Source organism: Undibacterium sp. YM2 (genome assembly GCF_009937975.1).
Taxonomy (GTDB): domain Bacteria; phylum Pseudomonadota; class Gammaproteobacteria; order Burkholderiales; family Burkholderiaceae_D; genus Undibacterium.
On record NZ_AP018441.1, the window covers coordinates 5,547,206 to 5,564,851 of the forward strand.

The window sequence follows — 17,646 nt, forward strand, 5'->3', positions numbered from 1 at the left end:
TTTGCGGTCAAAAATGAAAATCCGTTTTACCAGCTACTAGCGCTGACCATACACAGGGATTTGCCCATACACTGCGGGCTGGCCACCATAGGCTGGCTGAGGATAGGCAGGTTGCGGCACATATACTTGCTGCTGACCATACATGGCTGGCGGCTGGACAGGCGGCATAGGAAGCGCAGGTGCATAGGCATTTGCAACTGCGGCCTGTGCAGCGGCCTGCCTTGCACCATTTGCCGTAGCAGCGCCCGGTGCAGGCCCGCTATTATCAGCATTAACACCTTCGACATAGACGATGTCAGCCGCGACCAGCAGACCTATCTCTGTTTGTGAATACACTTCCAGGGTATTTGGCCTGTTGGTATACGGTGCCAGCGTGCTGGCAACACGGTTCATGGTTTTTGCGGCACCACGGGCGATCAATTGCTTGTTGTTAAGCTCTGACTGCGTCACGATGGTCGGCGAACCATTCTGGCCATAAATAACCGTCGAATTATTTTGCGCCTTGCCTTCTGCATAACCCTGGGCAAAATCAACGATGGCAGCCAGCCCGAATTTGGTCAGCAAATGCCTGTCTACATTATCGGCAACCGCTGCACGTTTCGTATCACGATCGACAGCAAAAATTTTGACGGGGATGGAACGCTCAAACTTGGGATGGTTCAGCGAGGTAAATTGAATCACGGCTTTTTCTGAGTAAGGCGCAGTTTGCCCGGACAGTGCACCGAGCAACTTGCCGCCCTTGAATGGCCCACTCAGGATGTAGGCGGTGACGGCACTGGGCTCATCCGTATTCATGCCTATATCGATGCTGCCATAGAAAATATCGCCTGCCCTGGCAAAGACCTGGCCTTTCTTTTGTGTCTCGGCCTTGCCAACTTGCTGCTCATGAACATCTTTTTCTTTTTTCTCACCCTGGGCACTCTCACTGCCTACATAGGCCGTATAGAAAACCCTGGAGCCCGGCTCCCATACCTCATTGATCTTGGCTTTGTCGGCAGTCAGCTTGCGCTTCCATTCATCGACTTTTTTCTGTTGGGCAGCTTCTGCATCACGGATATCCTGCTCACTGGGTTCGCGTGGCCCTGCATACCTGGCATAGCCATTGTCTGCATTGCGCGCCGCATACATGCTGGGGTCTATGCCGTTGCCAGTACTGGCAGCAGACGCAGGAGCAACGTCTGGGCGCATCGTTGCAATAAAGGTCTGCCCGCTTGACTCTGCCCGCTTGGCCGCATCTTCGTTGGCAGTCTTGCGCAAGTCAGACTGCTGAGCATCGACTTTATTGGGGTCAATGGCGGTTTTTTTATTCGCATCGGCAGGCAGGGCTGCGGTGCTGGTGGGTTCGCTCGACTCCTTGCTCATGGAATTTTTCTTGATCATGCCATTGACTGCCAGTGCAATACCGGCGACCAGGACAACGGCAACACCAATGACCATCATGCGGGATTTAGGATTTGCCAGGAAAGCCATTCCGCCTGTTTTCTTTTCTGCCATTTAAAACCCCGACACGCGTAATTCAACACTCTTACCTTCTTGCGCCGCATAGATCACCGGCGTACGCGCAGGAAGCTCATAAACATTGGTACCATCAATCGAGGACATGGTTCCTGTCCATGATGGTGAGCGCACTGAAGTCTTGTTGGTCAGGCGCAAATACATTTTTCCATCCAGCATCCAGGCCCTGGCATCTGCCCCCTCAACCCTGAGTTCCTGTGCTTTTTCTGGCACCACGCCATTGAGCATGGAGAACATCGAAGAAGAAGCCTCAGGCGGCATTTGCTTTTCTATCAGGGCAGCGGCATTCGGTCCGCGTACAGGCATCCTCGCGTCCAGACGCACATCAGTTTCTTTTTGACCGGTGACCAGGCGCACAAAGACTGGTGTGCTCATGCCTGCCAGGAAAACTTTCAAATTGCCGTAGGCATAATCCTTGATAGGTTCCAGGGCAATTTCATGCGGATTATTATTCGGATGAAATTCCACAGCAAACATGGTCTTGGAAGGAGCCGCAAATTTGACGACAGGCCAGGGATTGCCCGTTGAATCCGTGAACAGCAAGGACGAGTTTTCATTGACGTTCAGGCGCATCACCGGGATCACCGAGCCAGGCTGCAAGTTCACAATCACCGAAGAAATCACCGCCCTGTGCATCTGCCCGTCAGGCGTGCGCACCGAACGCTTGAAATCATCAATACGGTCGTAATAGCGATTGATTTCATCACGGCTGAAAGTCACGGTTTCATCGAGCAACTCATCAAAGGCCTGCTCTTTGGGATCGCGGAACTGCGGCATCTTGAGTTTGGTACGTGGTTTCGCATAACCATCTGGTGACGGCAGCATGGCAGGGTCGCTATACCTGGCATTCAGTTCAGATGCTGTCAATCTCGCTGCGCTGGCAGGGCTGGCCTGCTGCATTGACTCTGCAGGTGCGGGTGGTAAGGCACTGGGCAGGGCCATTTCACCGGGTTTGGTTTGTGACTTGGCAGGCGGAGCCTCGGCACCAGCCTGTCTGGCCAAAGCGGCAGTACCAAGCAACCCCATGAAGAGTGCGCAGGCAAGCTGGATATTTCTATTCTTATTCATCATCAACGACCTCAAATCACCGCTCGAATGTACTGAAGCTATCAATCACCACGCCGCGCGGGTTCTCCAATGGAGAAATGGCACGCAGGTTCATCTTGATGATCAGTTTTTGCTTGATAGGACTTTGTCCGAAAGGCGTGTAAGTCACATCGATCGGCATTTCTACTTTCCACATATAGATACCATTCACCGGTGCCTCGCCAGTAATCACAGGACTGCTGCTGACAACGGCGGACACCAGCATGGATTTTTCCTTGACGGTCTGCAACGTGCCTGATTTATCCAGCTGGTCCATGTATGCCTGCCAGCCCTCGGCACTGAAATAATCGACATTGCTCTGGAACTGCCTGCGGTAATTCACATAGTCATAAGTAAAAATCGAAGTGACCGACTCAGCAGCCCAGGTCAGCAAGGCATTCTTGGAGATGGTGGGGCGGCTGATGGGGCGCAATTCAATAATGCGTCCATCATTTTCTGCGGCGATATACAAGGGCTTGGGGGGATTGCGGTAAACATCGTACAAGGCATACGCCAGCAGGATAGTCAGCACCAGCAGACCTGCCACAATTTTCTGGATAAAGCGGTAACGGTCGAGATAAAACTCGGCGCGTGCCATATTCAGTTCAGGCTGCCCTGTGGTTTCCCTGGTATTGCCGCCTGCAAGCGACGCGTCAACTGCATGCACAGGCGGCTTGGTTTCCGCCTTGGCTGGCAATTGTTGTTGAGCTATGGAGCCAGACATCTTGATCCTCTTACACGTTATTGATACGCTTATTCAACATTTGCTGCTGCGCCTGCTGGCGCATTCGCTGCCTTGGCGGCCCTGGCAGACTTTACCTGGCCGACAGTGTCAAACTGCTTCAATTTCACCAATAAGCCATTGCGCGTGGTGGCATACAAATCACGCTGGGGAAAACTGGCATATACCAGGAACATCGCCACCACCAGGACTATGTCCAGACCGACCAGGCCTATCGCCAGGACAGTCATGCGGCGGAAGTTATCCCTATAAAATTCAAAGCCATAACGCCTGGTCTTTTTGACCACAGGCTTGGGCGTTGGCGGTGCTGATGTTGCAGGGTCTTTTTTCATAGAAAAATTTAGAATTCTTCAATAATCTTATCATGTCAATTTATGAAAACAAAGGCCAGATAAGGTTTTTTCGACATTTATTCCAAATTCTACCAGCTTTACAATTAAATTATTAAGACAATGATGGTAAAAAACATCTTGTTTGTAACAAGGCAGCGAAATACTGTCAGCTGGCAACCATGAAGGGAGTTTTCGGAGGGAAATATTTCAAAAAAATAAAGCCGAGAGTAAAGCTGAAAAGCAAGCGTCAATTCCATGTCTTGAAGAAACAATGGGACATGCAGAAAGAAATCTTCACCATCAATCATGTTTGCGCATGACTTGCTTCAAATCACCCTGTATCAGAGGCCAGGGTGATGCAGGCACCTAGATCCGGCTATTCCTGCAACATTTCCCGTATCATTGCGAGGCGATTCAGATACACGGCCTCGCCATTGGCATCATCAGACACAGCCGGAGAAAAATATTCATCCTTCATCTTGTCGAACAAAGTCTCCTGCACGGCCCTGACTGCCTGGTCTTCTGCGACAAATGGCAGCAGTGGCAAGGCCCGCCCGAAAGGAAAATTGGTCGCACAACGGTTCAGCACCTGTATTACGCCGTACAGGGCCTCCAGCGCTTCCGCCAGCTTTGCGCCACCATCAGCAGGTAAATCTGCGGCCATGGCAGGGCTGTTCTGCTGCAAATGCCGGTAGTATTCAGCAGCCAGGCCTTCCGGGACCTGTATCGACTGGTATAGCTGCAGAGCCCTTTCCACATGAGGTTTGTGCAGGTTGTGCAGGGCTTCGACTAATTGATCTATCAATGGCATGGCATGTATTCCAGGTGATATATTTTGCAGTAGCTGATTGGGGTCAGCTTATTTAAGATAAATTACTCAGTCAGATTCACATTGCAGGTTTTCTTTTTTCCACCCTGCGCCATGGCTGCCTGATAGCGGCTGCTGGCGGCTTGCCTGGAGACATCCATCAGTGATTCCTTCATCTTCTCCACATCAAATTCTTGCGAGGCGGCTGGCTGACTGTTGCCGATCACCATCTTTCCATCCTTGTTTTGCAGCACATCTCCACCGGCGGCTTTACTGCCTGCAGGAGTACCGTTGCAGCTCATGATTTGCGGCTTTACCGGCGCTGATTTAGATTTCCCCAGCAAATCCACATTGACCAGTTTGATGCCGCGCTCAGCAGCCAGCTCTTCGCTTAGCGACCCACCCGCAAGGCATGATTGTGCAGCAGTAGCAAAGCAGACCAGGAGGTATAAATTTTTCATAAGCCCTTCTCCAGCATTTTGACTTCGTACGAAGGATCAATGATTTCATCACATTGCTTGATCACTGCCAGATATACCGGCTCATTCTTTTGTACCTGCGCCTCGGCAATCAGGAAAAAGTTTCTTGACTCGCTGATGGATGACTTGAATTTGATATTACGGCCAGACGGGCTGATTTTTTGCCCCGATCCCAACAGGTGGTACTTGAACATGCCAAACACATCCACTTCCATTTTCCCTGCATCGAGCTGCATGGGCCTGACGACAAAACTGACATCCTCAAAAAGCACCTGCTCACCTACAGTCCCGCTCTTCTTGAAGGCCACGGAGAAATACTTCCCCAGTATGAATTCGTAATTCGCTGACACCGCATACTGCTGCAAACGACTGACATTCATCCTGGCAAAATCACTGTCGAATTCATCAAATTTCGATGAAAACGCGTAGAAAGAGTAAGGACCACTGACTTTTTTCTCACACTTGCGGACCGCCCCGCAAACTTGCCTGGCGACTTCACTACCTGCAGGCAGGCGATAAATAGTCAGCTCATATTCGTTGTGGTGCTGAGGCACCTGGCCAGGCAAGCTGGCCCTTGGCCTGGGGTCAGGCTGAGGCTTTACCCCGGCAGCCGGTGCCGCCAGCACCGGCCACATGAGTGCAAGTGCACAAATGCTGATGGGAATGTGTAGGCGCAACAAAACCTGCTCCTGTCTGTATCTAGCGATTGCGCCTGAACAGGCGGGCAATACCCAGACGCACGGCCTGCCCTGCCGTTACCAGGGCGAGCAAAAACACGGACAGGCAAAAACCATAAAACAACCAGGCCAGATAAGCCTTGAGTTGTGGAAACAGGGTATTGGCGAGGAGGCCGATCAGAAAATATACGCTCACCAGCAGCAGGTGCAGCCTCCCGGTTGTCATTGACGGCAGGCGCAAGGCAAAGCACAGAGGCAGCAAGAGCAATGCACAAAAAATAATCAGGCTGAATACACGCTGTTCAAAATAGATGCTGAGCATGCGGGTAAGACCAATTCCAAATAGCAGACAAATCACGGCACTGACAGCAAACAAGATTTGCATGACGCTGCCCGACATGGTGGTTGACTTGCCCGCGGCATGATTGGCGCTGACTGCGTTAAGTGTGCTAACTGTGCTCATGGTACTCACTCTTTACTTTCATCAAGTACTTGTTTCCAGGCCGCAAACCGGGCCAATTGCTGCATAAAAAAACTACGGTAGAAAAAATAGCGTCCCAACTCATAGAAAATAACGCAGACAAAAGCACCAGGTATTGCCATGGCACCCGCGCCGGTGGCATTCAGGGCTGTTACCAGCAAGGCAAAGACAGCGACGGCACTGAGCATGCACAGGACCAGGAAAAACAGGGTCGTTGCCAGCCTGCGTAATTTCTTGCGCAAGAATGATTGATACATCATGGCTTATTTACTCTTATTCATTTGTGGTTGACAGAGCGCTTGCAGCAGTTGGCCTGCATCATTTTTTCGGCAATGCATTCGGTGAGACAAATTCCGTTTTTTCTTTCAGCTTCGGTGCTACACCGTCGTCAATGCAGACACTGCGAAATGTAAAACCCTGCGGCCTGCTGTCTTCGTACGACTTCAGCTCGGCTGGCTGCAGCAAATCCTTGCGCTGGAACTCCAGCAGGTTTTTCTTGGCATAGGCATAGATCGCCTTATAGTCAGATACCTCGTATTTGGACGCATTCAATTGATCATAGGCAGTGAAAAAATTGCCCTGGACTGTTGTTGCCTCTTTGACGCATTCTTCCATTTGCTTTTTACGGATGGCAAGAAGCTCTTTTTGTTTTTCATTAAATGGTTCCAGACTGACATTAATTTCCAGCTCCTTGAGCTTGATTTGCCTGTCACTGGCAAAATGTCTGACAAACATCAGGTCAGTCGCGAGTACAATCAAGCGTTGCGAGCGCTTGTCATCAAGCGGTTCCCTGATCTCCGGAATTGGAATTTTTTTCTTGTCTTGAGCATGGGCAATATTGCAAGTACTTCCAAATACCAAAGTGGCTAACAAAGACAGAGCGAGTTTATTCATTGACTTAACCGAATTTTAAAAAATACATACCCAGCAATAGTTTTTCATCGGAACTGCGTAATTTACAGGGTTCTGCATGGTGCATCAAAATTGACACTTCCAGACACAATTGCTAGCATTCGATGAGAAAAGTTTTTTTACCTTCATTTTTATAAAGGTATTTTGATGAGCTTAACAAATATTGCGGAAAAATACGAGAATGAAACCGAAAATTCTGTATTACCCACATGGAAAAAAGAATTTTTCCAGACCTTGAACAAGAACCCGGCCATAAAAACCATTTTTTTGCGCCTGGAAACCCAATACGTGCAAAAAAAACAAGTTCATCACAGACTGGTTCCCACCATCGCCTGGAAAGTGGAATTACCAGGCTTTCAGAGCAATTCTCCGGCGCAACTTGCAGAATTGCGTCGGGAGCTGGTGGCAACTTTGAAAGTGAATGGTGTTCAGGTGGTCCACAAGACCGACGAATGGATGCGCCACCTCAAAGCCCATCATGAAGTAGGCATGTCGTATGCAAGACTGTGTGGCGTAGCTTGATGAAGAAGTTGATATGTACGCTGACGGCCACGGTCTTGCTGGCCTCCTGCGGGAAAGTCTCTGCGCCCGCAGCCAGCGATGGCATAGCCTCACCCAACATGAAAGTGCCGCTGAGCCTGTTGCAACTGGAAATGGCATGTGAAGACGTGGCGTCCATCATCATGGTCTCCATGTCCAACCGGCTCAGGAACGTCGATGTGTACAAGACCCGCAGCTTTGCCCGCTCTGTTGCCGACTCTTTCGATACCCGCTTCCCAGAGTTGCCCGCTGATATACGCCTGCAAACCAGGCGCATATACATGCAGACAGTCAGTGATCAATATCTGGCTGAACAATCGGTCATACAGCAGCAGGTCGAGACCTTCCGTCAGTATGGTGAAAATCAATTCAGGGATGGCGCGATCAAGGCCTGCAAACACGGCTTGGCGAATATCCCTCAGGGCGAGGCTTTGCCAGTATTGCAGTTAAGGAAATAAGACACTTTTGTTATCTTTGTTGGTACAGCAAATGCCCGGGGCAACATGTATCATCTTTATTTGCCTGCCATATGTCATATAGCAGGCAAATACACTATGCATCATCAATAAGCAACAATGATCAATGCGCCAACTGTACGCATTTCCTCAGAAAAATAAAAAATGAATACCCCGAACACGGTTAAATCAAAAATAGACAATATCCTCCATGAATTACCCCGCTTTGGCAGTTATGCGTTTGCTGACCTTGCTGCTGAAAAAGAGAGAATACGAGCCATCCTCGCCAAGATCCTGGAAAAAAGGGAAGAAGAGCCGCAACTGAGTGGCTTTGAAGAAAAAATTCTGGCAAAAGCGCTCAATGTCTATGAGCCCTATATTGATGCAGCGATACAACGCAAGCAGACCGGCGAAATCATTATCCGCCCGCTGCATACCATCGCCTCGATACAGCCGGAACAGATAGAGACAGGAGCAGGTGAGAAATTATGGATCAAGTCTGTGCTGAAGACACGCTATGCGCTGAGCATGCCAGACGATTTGATACTCAAGCTCGAAAGCGTACGCGACTGTAATTTCCGCATCCGCATGGAAGAAGGCTTTACCGATCCTGATTTGCCCGATCTGAACGGAATGGCACATTCAGAGCAATTCAGCCTGCTGCCTGAAGGTTACCTGAGCCGCAATGAAGACGGCGTGCCTTTACTGTATGCGACAGCCAGAAGCACCATACCCTTGGCGCTGGACATGCAAAACGTGGTCAGAATCGAATTTGCCAACCGTAATCATGGCGGCGAATTATGGCGTCACCCGCACTACCAGTTAAACGATGGCTGTTTTACCAGTCTGGACATGCAGGGATTCTTGCTACGCTCCAGGCTGATGGCGCATATCTCGAAATCACAGCAGCGCTATGAGATCAAATTATATGACCATGGAAAACTGATCGCAGAGTCACGTAATTTCCAGACCCGGCATGCGAAACATGCGCTTGTTGAAAACGAAAACCTGCTCAGCAATGTCGCCTTGAAAGAGGCCATACTCAAACTCACGCCCAGGCCTGGCGAGTTGCCTGAAGAAGGCTTCCTGGAAAAATTTGACACTGCACAAAAGGATTGGTTCGCGTCGGTAAGGGCAAAAGAGCTGGCCCGGATAGGTATGGATTTAGACGTCTGAAGCCTGATTACTCCTTGGCCTGCAACATGCCGCAGGCTCCCGCTTTTTCCTTGGCGGTATTGAAGTCCAGCTCAGTGTTTTGCATGTTCATCACCATTCTTTCCGGCCTGACGCGGTACTCCCTGACCAGGCTATGTTCGGCAGGGAAGTTTGCAAAACTGATGCCTGCCATGTCCAGCAAGGTGGCGAAATTGGCACTGGTCATGCTTGCCTTGTCCTGGTTCTTCAAGAGATTTTGCCACATCGTCACATGCTGCTGACGGTAGGCCTGATTGGCCCAGACAAAATAGGGCACGCGCAAATTCTCTTCATTCAGGACGCCATGGCCTATGAATTTGCAAGCCTTGGTGGGTAATGATTCGCCGTGATCTGAGCCATAGATCATGGCAGCATTACCCGGCAATAAAGCCAATGTCTGCATGATTTCACCGAGCACATGATCGGTATATCTGATGCTGTTGTCGTAGGCATTCGAAGTCGCCTGCATGTCATCGATTGGTTCTGCTCCTGCCTTGCCTGCGCTGCTGACAGGATATTTCTCAAATGCCCTGGGATATCTGGCAGAGTAAACTGCGTGGCTGCCCATGGTGTGCAGGACGATGAGTTTTTTTGCCGGTTTTTCTTGCAGGATATTTTTGAGCGGCCCCAGCAAGGCATCGTCATACACCAGGCCCAGGGTTTCGTCTGATTCAAAATACTGCTGTACATCGGCCTCTGCTGCGAACAGGGTCGTGACATTGTTCAAAAAACTTTTCTTCACCTGCGTCGATAAGAAATAAGTCTTGAAGCCGGCTTCCCTGAAGGCTGAAATTAGGGATTTCTGTCGCGCACCTTCCTGCATGATGTCGCGCCCGCTCAAATAGATGGGTATCGACCCCATCGTGAATGTGCGCGGAGTAATCATGTCACGCATGCTGACCAGTTCGCCGTTTTGCCTGGCTTTGAGCAGATTGGGAGAGGTATCACGTTCATAGCCGTTCACAGTCCAGCGGTCAAACCTGGCTGTCTCGCCCAATACCAGCACATAGGTTTCTTGTGCATCTTTGCTGGCAGGCTCCGCTGACGGCGCGGTTGCCGCTGCACCAAAACGGAACTGACTCAGCTTCTGTTCCATGCCGCGCATGACTTTTTCTTCGCGCCAGAACATCCATAACCTGACAGGCAAACCATAAGGATAGGTATCTTTCACGGTAGAAAGCAAAGGCGGCAGATTGCCAACACCAAACAGTTTTTCTTTACCATCTTCGCTGATGGTCGGATAGCGGTTGGCATTTTTCTCTTTGAGGTAAGTACTGGCACTCATGGCACCGATGTACCAGCCATATCCAGCGATGCACAGCAGGCAAAGAATCACGAAGCCGCCAGGCTTAAAAGCGCTGCGGCGGGCAAAATAGATTGCCAGCGCAGTACTGGCTGCGCATAGAACAAGCCACAACATGGTGATCTGAGCATGCTGCAACAGATAATGAAAGGATTCGCTGCTGTCGCTGGTCGTGAGTATGGAATACAGGCTGGAACCGGATACACCACCAAACTCATAGGCGACATAAGCTTCGGCACCTGCGAAGATGGCCAGCAAGGCAGTCAGCAACTTGAGCACCAGCAGCTTCTTCCATAACTGGAAAAAGAGAAAGGATACCGGCAATACAAACAGGATGATTTTGCCACCGTACAGGGGCAATGCTGCAGCTTTGGCAATGACGATACCGTTGGCGATGGCAAACGGTATCAGCAAGAAAAAGAAAGACAGCAACTCATAAGACAGGCCAGCTTTAAGCTGGTGCTGGTACTGATTTTGTTGCTGACTTTGCTGCTGATGCTGCTGTGACTGGCTGGCAGTGGTATTCATTGATTCTTGCAAGCGGGTACGGTGCACCGGCTATGACTCTATTAGTATTGCTGGTTATTGTGGTTTACTGGCAGCCACAGGGGCAAACATGCGCAGGCGCATGACTGAGTTTTCATTCTTGAATTCAATACCGTCCTGCGTCCAGGCACTGATCACGCTGCGTGCCTTGTCCGACATCAGGCCGGTGTGCCCCTGTAAATTCTCAAAGTAAATGACATTGCCTTTGATTCTATAGACACCGGACAATTGCTTGCTGACATCTGGCGTGGTCTTGGCCCAGTCTTTTTTTGCCGCATACGAAGACACACTGAATTGAAAGCTGCGGTTCTCTGCCAGACTCATTTTATATTCCAGCACCTGTTGCCTGGATTCAACCGCATTAATGAAAGTGCCTGGAATTATTTTTACATCCGGCATTTTTTCTGCATTTTCCACCATCGCGGCATATTCCGGTGCTTCTTTCAGCGGAGTACTGCCAACCGCATCAAGCTGATTTTTATTGCCAAAAAATTCAACAAGCAAGGCAAGGCCCGCAACGAATACTGCTACCAGCACAAACTTGTTGATCAGCCGCATGAAATTCTCTTTCCTTTTATTAGCTAATGAAAGTAAAATTTCATCAGCATTGACGATAAAGGCAATGTTATCATTAGCTGACAAAAACTGGTCGAAAAACCGTCATTTCAGGTTTTTGTGAAATCCAGACTGTATTGCACCAAAGAATCCGGGATTATGAACACCATACTTGTCGCCTTGCTGGCCAATATGATAGGCAATGAAATGCTGGCCCCGAATCAGCCGCGGCCCAATGGTCTGCCCATACTGTACCGCTGCGAGGTGTATCCGCAAGCGAAAATCAATCCAGAAAATTTTGACATGGTAGTCACCCAGGGTCTGCGTAATTGCGTGGCCATGCGTGAAATGACTTTTCCCGAATACCTGGACTGGCGTGACGAGCAGGCGAAGAAAAAACCGGCTGCGCCAACTTAACTCCGCTTAGCCCCTGCATTGGCTTGATTTAATTGTTAGCAAGCCCGGGTTGCGCATACAATGCAAGGAGTCTTTCTGCATAACAACAAATTATCAATCATCAGACATTTCATTAAAAAGGTCACTATTCGTGCTTTCTGAACATCTGAATGCCAGCATTTTTTCTGAAACAGAGATTAAAAAGCACTGTGCACGAATTATTATCGATGGCTATGCCATAGAAGCCAACGACGGTGTCGTACCCACTGTTGCTGAATGCCTGCAGGCAGAAAATGGCCTGCGCATCGTCGAAACTTATCTGGCCAGGGGCTATCCTCGCCAGTACTTCAGCCGTTGTGCCCTGCCCCGTGACAGCAATGATTTCTTGCGGGCATTTGCGATTTCAGACCGCTCAAAAATCAGGCTGTATGGTGACATACTGGGCTTCTCTGTTTTCTTTGGCAATCTGCCCATTACGGCACTCTTGCTCGAAAGTATGCACGACAGCCTGGGCAAAACCCATTTTGTCATGACAGAAGACAGCAGCCTGATCTCGGATGAAGAACTGAAGGCACATATCAGCTATGACAATATTGCCGAGTACGCAGCCAATGAAAATGAGCGCTGGACCATGCTGGAAGTGGCATTGGCAGCACCAAATGGCGCCGTACTTGAATTGATAGAGAACCGCCTGAATACGGATGCGCAAAAGATTATCCTGCGGCAGCAACTGCGGCTGGAGAAAAACAGCCTTCAATCACCACTGTCGAAAATGGTGCGCTATTTTATCGACACTCAACGCATCGATAAAATCGCCATCATAGACCGCTTGCTGAAAGAGATAGGCAGCCCGGTCAGCTTTGCTGAACACTTTAGCGATATCGTATTTGATGCGATACGCAAGCGCTCTTTGCCACCATCCAAGCTGGCCTTGATACCAGGCTTGAACAAGCACATGGCTGACCGTAACCAGAATTCATGGTCGCTGTACCTGGATGCGTTTATTTCAGATCAGGACAGGCCGGAATACGAAAAGCTGTTTGCCTGAACACTGCTGGCAGAACCAGCTGCCAGCAGTTTCATGCCTTATTTAAATTGTCGCTGCCAGACGCGTACCCTGGTTGATAGCACGCTTGGCATCCAGCTCCGCCGCTACATCCGCACCACCGATCAGATGGACCGGTTTGCCTGCAGCTTCGAGCATGGCTTGCAGGTCACGCCTTGGTTCCTGGCCCGCGCACAGAATCACATTATCAACAGGCAACAGCTTTTGTTCGCCACCGATGGTGACATGCAAACCCGCATCGTCTATCTTGTCATAGCTGACGCCGGCTATCATTTGTACTTCACGGTTTTTGAGTCCTGTGCGGTGTATCCAGCCCGTGGTTTTACCCAGACCATCACCAACCTTGGAAGTCTTGCGCTGTAACAGGAAAATCTGGCGTGCAGGTTTTTCCACATCAGCAGTACGCAAACCACCGACGTTTTTATAGTCGGTATCGATACCCCATTCAGCATAGAATTTTTCCGGATCCAGACTAGGGCTGGTACCGCTGTGGCTCAGGTATTCTGCAACGTCAAAACCTATGCCGCCCGCACCTATGATGGCAACAGATTTGCCGACCGTTTTCTTGTCACGCAAGACATCGAGATAACTGAGGACTTTGGCATGCTCTATACCTTCGATAGGTGGGACACGCGGAGTAATACCCGTTGCCAGTACGACTTCATCAAAGTCTGCCAGGTCGGATGCATCAACCTTGGTATTGAGCTTCAATGTGACACCGGTCAGTTCTATCTGTTTGCCGAAATAACGCAGGGTTTCATAAAACTCTTCCTTGCCCGGCACTTGCTTGGCGATGTTGAACTGGCCGCCAATTTCAGAACCGGCATCAAACAGGGTGACAGCATGGCCGCGATTGGCAGCAGTCGTCGCGAAGCTCAGACCGGCAGGACCAGCACCAACTACCGCAATGCGCTTGGCTTTTTCCAGCGGAGCATCAACCAGTTCAGTCTCATGGCAGGCACGTGGATTGACGAGGCAGGACGTGACCTTGCCGCCAAAAGTATGATCCAGACAAGCCTGGTTGCAACCTATGCAGGTATTGATTTCTTCTGCTCTTCCCTGTTCTGCCTTGCGCATGAACTGCGGGTCTGCCAGCAGCGGGCGAGCCATGGAGACCATGTCGCAATAATCATCGGCCAGCAATTGCTCGGCCACTTCTGGCGTATTGATACGGTTGGTCGCGATCAGGGGGATGTTCACCTGGCCTTTGAGCTTCTTGGTAACCCAGGCAAAAGCGGCGCGTGGCACCTTGGTAGCGATGGTAGGGATGCGCGCTTCATGCCAGCCTATGCCGGTATTGATAATTGTTGCACCAGCCGCTTCTATGGCTTTGGCCAGTTGCGTGACTTCTTCTAGGGTAGAACCACCATCGACCAGATCCAGCATGGACAGGCGGTAAATGATGATGAAGTTGCTTCCTACTTTTTCGCGTATGCGGCGCACGATTTCTATAGGGAAGCGGATGCGGTTTTCATAAGCGCCGCCCCATTCATCATCGCGCTGGTTGGTGCAAGCAGCGATGAATTCATTGATCAGGTAACCCTCAGAGCCCATGACTTCAACACCATCATAGCCAGCCGATTGCGCCAACGCAGCACAGCGGACGAAGTCAGAGATGGTTTGTTCGACTTCTTCTGTCGTCAGTGCATGCGGCTTGAAAGGGTTGATCGGTGCCTTGATGGCGCTAGGCGCAACCAGGGTAGGCTGGTAAGAATAACGGCCAAAATGCAAAATCTGCATGGCGATCTTGCCACCGGCATCATGCACGGCCTTGGTGACTATTTTATGATGTTCTGCTTCTGCCTCAGTGGTCAGCATGGCACCGCCGTGCATAGGGCGCGCTCTTTCGTTCGGGGCAATGCCACCAGTCACGATCAGGCCTACGCCGCCACGAGCACGCTCTGCATAAAACGCCGCCATACGCTCAAAGCCATTGTCGACTTCTTCCAGCCCCACGTGCATGGAACCCATTAAGAGGCGATTAGGTAAAGTAGTAAAACCCAGATCGAGTGGCTTTGTCAGGTGAGGATAAAAAGACATGGCGTATTCCTAAATATAGAGGGTTCAATCAAGCCGCAGATGCTGAAAATACATATTACACAACTGAGTATGCAACTGAGTGCATAAGAGAATACCGAAACTGCTTTATTTATGCAACCAGTTGCATATAAAATGTCTGAAAACCACACCGACTATTTACTCTAAAACATGTCCCTGCCCCACGCCTTGCTGACCTCGATTGCCGAAAAGCCATGTTCAGGTTATGACCTGGCTCGGCGTTTTGACAAGTCCATAGGCTATTTCTGGCATGCGACACACCAGCAAATCTACCGGGAACTGGGGCGCATGGAGGCGCAGGGCTGGGTAATATCGACCGAAGTTGAAGGTGGCCGCGCAGGCAAGAAACTCATCGCCATTCTGCCTGCGGGCCGGGATGAGTTACGACGCTGGGCCAGTGAAAGCAGTGCACCGATGAGACTGCGGGATGACATGATGGTCAAACTGCGGGCTGATGCTGCCATAGGCCCCTTGGGTCTGGCAGAAGAGTTTGAGCGCCGCCTGCAATTGCATGAGCAGGAACTGGCAACTTACCTGGAGATAGAAAAGCGTGACTTCAGCGCCCACACACTGTCACACGAGCAACAATTGCGTTACCTGATACTCAAGGCGGGTATCACCTTTGAAGAGAGCCGTGTGCAGTGGACTAAAGAGGCTTTGCGCATCTTGAAGGATGGTGCAGAAGCGAAGTGAGCAAATTCCACTCCCTTATTTAGGCCTTGGCCGTTTCACGTCAGCCTGTACCGCCTGCAAACGGCCAGCACGCAATTCAGTCACCGCCTTGGCGACAGCAATTGCCACATTGCGCGATTCCTGCTGGATGGCGACATCGGCATCCAGGGTTTCATGGCTATTCGCATAGGGTTCGTAATAACCTATGTAACGGCCCAGGCGTGCCTGCGTACCCGCATCGATAAAGCCCATCCAGTCCAGCCAGTCTGTTAATGCACGGCGCGAGTCATCCACTCCAGCAACATCTCCATGTACGATCAAGCCATAAGCGCGGCCTGCCAGATGCTGAGGATAATTCCAGCCCACCATTTCCAGTTCCTTGGCTTTGTCGGCTTTTTTACCTGAAGTGGATGTCGGATCAGGGTTGCCGCCATCGGCGCAGACGAGGCGGTCTATCATGAGCTTCAAGGGGCTGGGACTTTGGTACCAATAGACTGGCGTGACGATGATGACGGCATGGGCGGCAGTCCAGCGTTCATATATTTCTGCCATCCAGTCATTGGTCTGGTTCAGTGCATGATTGGGGTAGCAACTACAAGGCCAGTGACACAAGGGCATGGCTGTTGACGCACAGCCTTTGCAGGGGAAAATATTCCTGCCATATTCTGAGGTCAGCAAACTCAGGTCCAGTACATCAGACTGAATATTGACTTGCTCCAATTCCTTTTTGGCGATTTGCAGCAGGCGAAAGCTCTTGGACATTTCACCAGGACAAGTGCCGTCACTGCGTGCAGAAGCGCAAATCAGCAAAACACGCGATGGTGTCGATGCCTGACTCCACTTTGCTTGCGCGGCTTCCAAACGGTCTTTGGTCGCCTGCCATTCCACTGACAGATCATAATCAGGGTCTGCATAGCCAGCGCCAGCTTTTCGCGTGAAAGGGGCTTTGCGCCCTTCATCATATGCATGCCAGGCAATTTCTTCCAGCCTGGCGATGGCAGACTCTTCTGCACCAAAAGCCGGATCAATAAAACTGGCACGATAGCGCTGCCCAAATTCTTCGCGGCTGAGTTTGGTTTTTGCCTGGCCTAAGCGTATCTGTATCATGGTGTTGAGTTCCGGGTGATTTAGCGCAGTCAAGCAACGCAGTCAAGCGAGTCATTCAGCATTCATCAACGATAGCAAATATCATCAATACTGTTCTGTGTGTTAGCGAACAGATGCGTTTGAAGCACAGGCATAGTCTGCATGTAGTTTATCAATTAGCTATAAATCCCAGGTCCGGAACACTGATGTGCGAGCTGCTTTTTTTTCCGCCATATCGTGTCTGGTCTATTTGAAGCAAACCATAGAAAAGGAATGGCCATGAGCGAAAAAACAGCAAGCGTACATTGGGAAGGTTCAGGAAAAACTGCTGTCGGTAATATCAGCACGGAAACCGGCGCATTGAAAGACTATCCCTATGGCTTTGCCAGCCGTTTTGAAGATGACAGACGCGGCAGCAACCCTGAAGAATTGCTGGGTGCAGCCCATGCAGCCTGTTTCACGATGGCATTTTCATTTGCCTGCGAAAAAGCGGGTTTGAAAACGACTGATGTTGATACCAAAGCCAGCGTCAGATTGTCCAAACAGGGTGATGGCTTTGTGATAGACCGTATTGCGCTGACCATGGAAGCGAGCGTTGCAGGCATAGACGATGCGCAATTCCAGGAAATTGCAGCAGCCGCAAAACGTGACTGTCCACTCTCCAAAGCACTTGTCAGCGTTCCTGAGATAAGTCTGCAAGCAACACTGCGTGTGGATACCACACCGTAAAATTGATATCGGAA

General features: G+C 50.3%; 21 protein-coding genes. 7 read left to right on the forward strand and 14 right to left on the reverse strand.

Annotated features, from left to right (window positions below):
* Positions 1–36: 36 nt before the first annotated feature.
* The 10 genes from UNDYM_RS25465 to UNDYM_RS25510 all read right to left on the reverse strand — a co-directional run bounded on the left by UNDYM_RS25465 (position 37) and on the right by UNDYM_RS25510 (position 7,014).
* Positions 37–1,494, reverse strand: a complete 1,458-nt coding sequence (locus UNDYM_RS25465; protein WP_162043631.1) for a DotG/IcmE/VirB10 family protein — start codon at positions 1,492–1,494, stop codon at positions 37–39.
* Positions 1,495–2,583 (reverse strand): DotH/IcmK family type IV secretion protein, encoded by a 1,089-nt coding sequence (locus tag UNDYM_RS25470; protein ID WP_162043632.1) that lies wholly within the window; start codon positions 2,581–2,583, stop codon positions 1,495–1,497.
* A gap of 16 nt (positions 2,584–2,599) precedes the next feature.
* Positions 2,600–3,325, reverse strand: a complete 726-nt coding sequence (locus UNDYM_RS25475; protein WP_162043633.1) for a DotI/IcmL/TraM family protein — start codon at positions 3,323–3,325, stop codon at positions 2,600–2,602.
* A gap of 29 nt (positions 3,326–3,354) precedes the next feature.
* Entirely contained in the window at positions 3,355–3,675 is a 321-nt protein-coding gene (locus UNDYM_RS25480) for a hypothetical protein (RefSeq protein ID WP_162043634.1), read from the reverse strand.
* A 376-nt stretch (positions 3,676–4,051) separates the two neighbouring features.
* On the reverse strand, positions 4,052–4,486 hold the full coding sequence (locus UNDYM_RS25485) for a hypothetical protein (RefSeq protein ID WP_162043635.1): 435 nt from the start codon (positions 4,484–4,486) through the stop codon (positions 4,052–4,054).
* 62 nt (positions 4,487–4,548) lie between these two features.
* A complete protein-coding gene (locus UNDYM_RS25490; RefSeq protein WP_162043636.1) occupies positions 4,549–4,944 on the reverse strand; it encodes a hypothetical protein in 396 nt (131 codons plus the stop codon).
* Complete coding sequence (locus UNDYM_RS25495) at positions 4,941–5,642, reverse strand: hypothetical protein (RefSeq protein WP_162043637.1); 702 nt, start codon at positions 5,640–5,642, stop codon at positions 4,941–4,943. The genes UNDYM_RS25490 and UNDYM_RS25495 overlap by 4 nt, the downstream gene beginning before the upstream one ends.
* A gap of 19 nt (positions 5,643–5,661) precedes the next feature.
* Positions 5,662–6,102: a hypothetical protein gene (locus tag UNDYM_RS25500; RefSeq protein WP_162043638.1), complete on the reverse strand. Its 441-nt coding sequence runs from the start codon at positions 6,100–6,102 to the stop codon at positions 5,662–5,664.
* Between the two features lie 5 nt (positions 6,103–6,107).
* A complete protein-coding gene (locus UNDYM_RS25505; protein WP_162043639.1) occupies positions 6,108–6,380 on the reverse strand; it encodes a hypothetical protein in 273 nt (90 codons plus the stop codon).
* A 58-nt stretch (positions 6,381–6,438) separates the two neighbouring features.
* Positions 6,439–7,014 (reverse strand): hypothetical protein, encoded by a 576-nt coding sequence (locus UNDYM_RS25510; protein ID WP_162043640.1) that lies wholly within the window; start codon positions 7,012–7,014, stop codon positions 6,439–6,441.
* Between the two features lie 165 nt (positions 7,015–7,179).
* On the opposite strand from UNDYM_RS25510, the gene UNDYM_RS25515 reads away from it, so the two are divergent.
* From UNDYM_RS25515 to UNDYM_RS25525, 3 genes are all read left to right on the forward strand, one after another.
* Positions 7,180–7,554 carry a hypothetical protein gene (locus tag UNDYM_RS25515; protein ID WP_162043641.1) on the forward strand — a complete coding sequence of 125 codons (375 nt, stop codon included), beginning with the start codon at positions 7,180–7,182 and terminating at the stop codon, positions 7,552–7,554.
* Positions 7,554–8,030 carry a hypothetical protein gene (locus UNDYM_RS25520; RefSeq protein WP_162043642.1) on the forward strand — a complete coding sequence of 159 codons (477 nt, stop codon included), beginning with the start codon at positions 7,554–7,556 and terminating at the stop codon, positions 8,028–8,030. Before UNDYM_RS25515 ends, UNDYM_RS25520 begins: the two co-directional genes overlap by 1 nt.
* A gap of 162 nt (positions 8,031–8,192) precedes the next feature.
* Positions 8,193–9,203 (forward strand): hypothetical protein, encoded by a 1,011-nt coding sequence (locus UNDYM_RS25525; RefSeq protein ID WP_162043643.1) that lies wholly within the window; start codon positions 8,193–8,195, stop codon positions 9,201–9,203.
* Between the two features lie 7 nt (positions 9,204–9,210).
* On the opposite strand, the gene UNDYM_RS25530 is transcribed toward UNDYM_RS25525, so the two are convergent.
* Together UNDYM_RS25530 and UNDYM_RS25535 are read right to left on the reverse strand one after the other, a co-directional pair.
* The gene (locus tag UNDYM_RS25530; RefSeq protein ID WP_162043644.1) at positions 9,211–11,052 is read right to left on the reverse strand and encodes a phosphoethanolamine transferase; all 1,842 of its coding nucleotides are present in this window, start codon (positions 11,050–11,052) and stop codon (positions 9,211–9,213) included.
* Between the two features lie 54 nt (positions 11,053–11,106).
* Positions 11,107–11,628, reverse strand: a complete 522-nt coding sequence (locus UNDYM_RS25535) for a hypothetical protein (protein ID WP_162043645.1) — start codon at positions 11,626–11,628, stop codon at positions 11,107–11,109.
* A gap of 156 nt (positions 11,629–11,784) precedes the next feature.
* Between UNDYM_RS25535 and UNDYM_RS25540 the strand changes: the two genes are divergently transcribed.
* Both UNDYM_RS25540 and UNDYM_RS25545 read left to right on the forward strand, forming a co-directional pair.
* Positions 11,785–12,042, forward strand: a complete 258-nt coding sequence (locus UNDYM_RS25540) for a hypothetical protein (RefSeq protein WP_162043646.1) — start codon at positions 11,785–11,787, stop codon at positions 12,040–12,042.
* Between the two features lie 130 nt (positions 12,043–12,172).
* A complete protein-coding gene (locus UNDYM_RS25545) occupies positions 12,173–13,069 on the forward strand; it encodes a hypothetical protein (protein WP_162043647.1) in 897 nt (298 codons plus the stop codon).
* Positions 13,070–13,111: 42 nt separating this feature from the next.
* On the opposite strand, the gene UNDYM_RS25550 is transcribed toward UNDYM_RS25545, so the two are convergent.
* A complete protein-coding gene (locus tag UNDYM_RS25550) occupies positions 13,112–15,127 on the reverse strand; it encodes an NADPH-dependent 2,4-dienoyl-CoA reductase (RefSeq protein WP_162043648.1) in 2,016 nt (671 codons plus the stop codon).
* A gap of 168 nt (positions 15,128–15,295) precedes the next feature.
* Between UNDYM_RS25550 and UNDYM_RS25555 the strand changes: the two genes are divergently transcribed.
* Positions 15,296–15,838: a PadR family transcriptional regulator gene (locus UNDYM_RS25555; RefSeq protein WP_162043649.1), complete on the forward strand. Its 543-nt coding sequence runs from the start codon at positions 15,296–15,298 to the stop codon at positions 15,836–15,838.
* Between the two features lie 15 nt (positions 15,839–15,853).
* On the opposite strand, the gene UNDYM_RS25560 is transcribed toward UNDYM_RS25555, so the two are convergent.
* Positions 15,854–16,924, reverse strand: coding sequence for a flavodoxin family protein (locus tag UNDYM_RS25560; RefSeq protein WP_162043650.1), 1,071 nt, complete (start codon positions 16,922–16,924; stop codon positions 15,854–15,856).
* Positions 16,925–17,182: 258 nt separating this feature from the next.
* On the opposite strand from UNDYM_RS25560, the gene UNDYM_RS25565 reads away from it, so the two are divergent.
* Positions 17,183–17,632 (forward strand): OsmC family protein, encoded by a 450-nt coding sequence (locus UNDYM_RS25565; protein WP_162043651.1) that lies wholly within the window; start codon positions 17,183–17,185, stop codon positions 17,630–17,632.
* The last annotated feature ends 14 nt before the right edge of the window (positions 17,633–17,646 follow it).

Coding starts and splice junctions, on each gene's coding strand:
- UNDYM_RS25465 (WP_162043631.1), bottom strand. CDS start 1,494: ATGGCAGAAAAGAAAACAGGCGGAATGGCTTTCCTGGCAAATCCTAAA.
- UNDYM_RS25555 (WP_162043649.1), top strand. CDS start 15,296: ATGTCCCTGCCCCACGCCTTGCTGACCTCGATTGCCGAAAAGCCATGT.
- UNDYM_RS25480 (WP_162043634.1), bottom strand. CDS start 3,675: ATGAAAAAAGACCCTGCAACATCAGCACCGCCAACGCCCAAGCCTGTG.
- UNDYM_RS25485 (WP_162043635.1), bottom strand. CDS start 4,486: ATGCCATTGATAGATCAATTAGTCGAAGCCCTGCACAACCTGCACAAA.
- UNDYM_RS25515 (WP_162043641.1), top strand. CDS start 7,180: ATGAGCTTAACAAATATTGCGGAAAAATACGAGAATGAAACCGAAAAT.
- UNDYM_RS25490 (WP_162043636.1), bottom strand. CDS start 4,944: ATGAAAAATTTATACCTCCTGGTCTGCTTTGCTACTGCTGCACAATCA.
- UNDYM_RS25500 (WP_162043638.1), bottom strand. CDS start 6,102: ATGAGCACAGTTAGCACACTTAACGCAGTCAGCGCCAATCATGCCGCG.
- UNDYM_RS25540 (WP_162043646.1), top strand. CDS start 11,785: ATGAACACCATACTTGTCGCCTTGCTGGCCAATATGATAGGCAATGAA.
- UNDYM_RS25505 (WP_162043639.1), bottom strand. CDS start 6,380: ATGATGTATCAATCATTCTTGCGCAAGAAATTACGCAGGCTGGCAACG.
- UNDYM_RS25530 (WP_162043644.1), bottom strand. CDS start 11,052: ATGAATACCACTGCCAGCCAGTCACAGCAGCATCAGCAGCAAAGTCAG.
- UNDYM_RS25470 (WP_162043632.1), bottom strand. CDS start 2,583: ATGAATAAGAATAGAAATATCCAGCTTGCCTGCGCACTCTTCATGGGG.
- UNDYM_RS25475 (WP_162043633.1), bottom strand. CDS start 3,325: ATGTCTGGCTCCATAGCTCAACAACAATTGCCAGCCAAGGCGGAAACC.
- UNDYM_RS25510 (WP_162043640.1), bottom strand. CDS start 7,014: ATGAATAAACTCGCTCTGTCTTTGTTAGCCACTTTGGTATTTGGAAGT.
- UNDYM_RS25535 (WP_162043645.1), bottom strand. CDS start 11,628: ATGCGGCTGATCAACAAGTTTGTGCTGGTAGCAGTATTCGTTGCGGGC.
- UNDYM_RS25520 (WP_162043642.1), top strand. CDS start 7,554: ATGAAGAAGTTGATATGTACGCTGACGGCCACGGTCTTGCTGGCCTCC.
- UNDYM_RS25550 (WP_162043648.1), bottom strand. CDS start 15,127: ATGTCTTTTTATCCTCACCTGACAAAGCCACTCGATCTGGGTTTTACT.
- UNDYM_RS25565 (WP_162043651.1), top strand. CDS start 17,183: ATGAGCGAAAAAACAGCAAGCGTACATTGGGAAGGTTCAGGAAAAACT.
- UNDYM_RS25525 (WP_162043643.1), top strand. CDS start 8,193: ATGAATACCCCGAACACGGTTAAATCAAAAATAGACAATATCCTCCAT.
- UNDYM_RS25560 (WP_162043650.1), bottom strand. CDS start 16,924: ATGATACAGATACGCTTAGGCCAGGCAAAAACCAAACTCAGCCGCGAA.